Annotated in this window: 3 protein-coding genes; 1 reads left to right on the forward strand and 2 read right to left on the reverse strand. The window is 61.2% G+C overall.

What is annotated here, in order from left to right; translation table 11 throughout:
* Window positions 1–65 precede the first annotated feature (65 nt).
* Complete coding sequence (locus WCA53_RS10860; protein ID WP_423909075.1) at window positions 66–839, forward strand: copper homeostasis protein CutC; 774 nt, start codon at window positions 66–68, stop codon at window positions 837–839.
* Here WCA53_RS10860 and WCA53_RS10865 read toward each other — a convergent pair.
* Window positions 836–1252: a CopD family protein gene (locus WCA53_RS10865; RefSeq protein WP_423909078.1), complete on the reverse strand. Its 417-nt coding sequence runs from the start codon at window positions 1250–1252 to the stop codon at window positions 836–838. The genes WCA53_RS10860 and WCA53_RS10865 overlap by 4 nt on opposite strands.
* Window positions 1253–1283: 31 nt before the next feature.
* Window positions 1284–2382, reverse strand: a 1099-nt coding sequence (locus tag WCA53_RS10870; RefSeq protein ID WP_423909081.1) for a glutamate-5-semialdehyde dehydrogenase, incomplete at its 5' end; no start/stop codon positions are given.

Here is a 2382-nt window from a genome sequence, read left to right on the forward strand (position 1 = left end):
CAGGCCGCGCGTGCCGTATGTGCTTTATGCTGCAAGGCTAGGCCTTATCCAGGAAAACCCATCGCATGTCCAAGTCCCCTGTTCTGCTGGAAATATGTGCCGGTTCTGTCACCTCGTGCCTGGCGGCGCAAGAAGGCGGCGCGGGCCGTGTCGAGTTTTGCGACAACCTGCTGGAAGGCGGCACCACGCCGTCCTATGGCGCCATCGCCAGCGCGCGGGACAAGCTGTCGATACCGCTAAACGTGATCATCCGTCCCCGCGGCGGCGACTTCCTGTATTCCGACGTCGAATTCGACGTGATGGAGCGCGACGTCGTAGCCTGCAAAAAGCTGGGTGTCGATGGTGTGGTGATCGGACTGCTCACCGCCGACGGCGATATCGACGTGCGCCGTACCCAACGACTGGTCGAACTGGCCGCGCCCATACCCGTCACCTTCCACCGCGCGTTTGACGTAGCGCGCGATCCGTTCAAGGCGCTGGAAGACATTATCGACGCAGGCTGCAACCGTCTCCTCACCTCCGGCCAGGAAGCCAGCGCACCCGAAGGCGCCGCGTTGATCGGCAAATTGCGCGTGGCCGCGGGGGAGCGGCTCGTGGTCATGCCGGGGGCAGGCGTGCGGCTTGACAATATTGCGCAATTGATCGCCGAAACCGGCTGCGTCGAATATCACACCTCGGGTCGCGCGCCGTTTGCCAGCGGCATGCACTACAGAAATGAACGCGTAAAGATGGGCGGACCGGGACAGGACGAATATGCAATTGTCGAGACCTCGGCTGACCTCGTGAAACAGATCATTACCACGGCGAATACAGGCTGGGAACGCCTGCACCACGCTTAGAACGGCTTGATAACAACCAAAAGCGTCGCCCCGAGCAACCCGAGGACCGGCAACTCGTTGAACATGCGATACCACTTGTCCGAGCGCGTATTCTCGCCGCGCTCGAACCGACCCAGCAGAACGCCGCAATACGCGTGATAAACGATGATCAGGCCGACAATGCCGAGCTTCGCGTGCATCCAGCCCTGGCCTCGACCAATGCCAACCACCAGCAACAGCCACAAGCCACACGCCAACGCCGGCACGGCGATGAACGTCATGAAGCGAAACAGCTTGCGCGCCATCTTCAGCAAGCGGCCAATGGCCGCGGGCTCGGTTTCCATCGCGAGATTGACGAAGATGCGCGGCAGGTAGAACAGGCCGGCGAACCACGAAGCGACTAATACTATGTGCAGCGATTTGATCCAGAGCATCGTGGTTTTCTTCTCGCTTTATTGGCGCCGATTATTGGCGCGTCTCGCCGTGGCCTAACACGACGTATTTCATCGATGTCAAACCATCCAGGCCGACCGGACCACGCGCGTGCAGTTTGTCGTTTGAAATGCCGATCTCCGCGCCAAGGCCGAATTCGAAACCATCGGCGAAACGCGTCGATGCGTTGACCATCACGCTCGCCGAATCGACTTCGCGAAGGAAGCGCATGGCGCGGTCGTGGTCCTCGGTGACAATGGCGTCGGTGTGATTCGAGCTGTACGTGTTGATGTGTTCGATGGCTTCGTCCAGGTCGTTCACCACCTTGATCGACAAGATGGGCGCGAGGTACTCGGTGCTCCAGTCGGCTTCGGTCGCATCGTTAAGGAGACCGTCGTATCCGGTTTCCTGCAGTACGGCGCGCGCAGCCGCGTCCACCCGCAACTCCACGTCCTTTGCCCTGAACGCCTTCGCCAGCGACGGCAGCGCCTGCGCCGCGATGCCCTTTGCGACCAGCAGCGTTTCCATGGTATTGCACGTTCCGTATCGATGCGTTTTGGCGTTGTCGCACACGTTGAGCGCTTTCGCCAGATCCGCGCGGTCGTCCACATAGACGTGGCAGATGCCGTCCAGGTGCTTGATCATGGGCACGCGCGCTTCTTCCATCAGGCGCGCGATCAGGCTCTTGCCGCCTCGCGGTACGATCACATCGACGTATTCGGTCATGGTGATCAGCTTGCCCACCGCCGCGCGATCTGCTGTCGCCACGACCTGCACCGCGTCCTGCGGCAAGCCGGCCGCGTCCAACCCTTCAGCGATCAGTTTCGCGAGCGCCGAGTTGCATTCAAGCGCCTCGGAACCGCCGCGCAGAATGGCCGCGTTGCCGGATTTGAGACAGAGTGCTGCGGCGTCGATCGTCACGTTCGGCCGCGATTCGTAGATGATCCCGATCACGCCCAGCGGTACACGCATCTGGCCCACCTGAATGCCGCTCGGACGAAACTTGAGACCGCTGATTTCGCCGATGGGGTCCGCCAGCGAAGCGACCTGCCGCAAGCCTTCGACCATCGTGTTCAAGGCTTTATCGGACAGCGTCAGGCGGTCAATGAACGCGGCATCGTGGCCTTTGTCG

This window comes from Caballeronia sp. (genome assembly GCF_049581465.1).
In the GTDB taxonomy this organism is placed as follows: domain Bacteria; phylum Pseudomonadota; class Gammaproteobacteria; order Burkholderiales; family Burkholderiaceae; genus Caballeronia.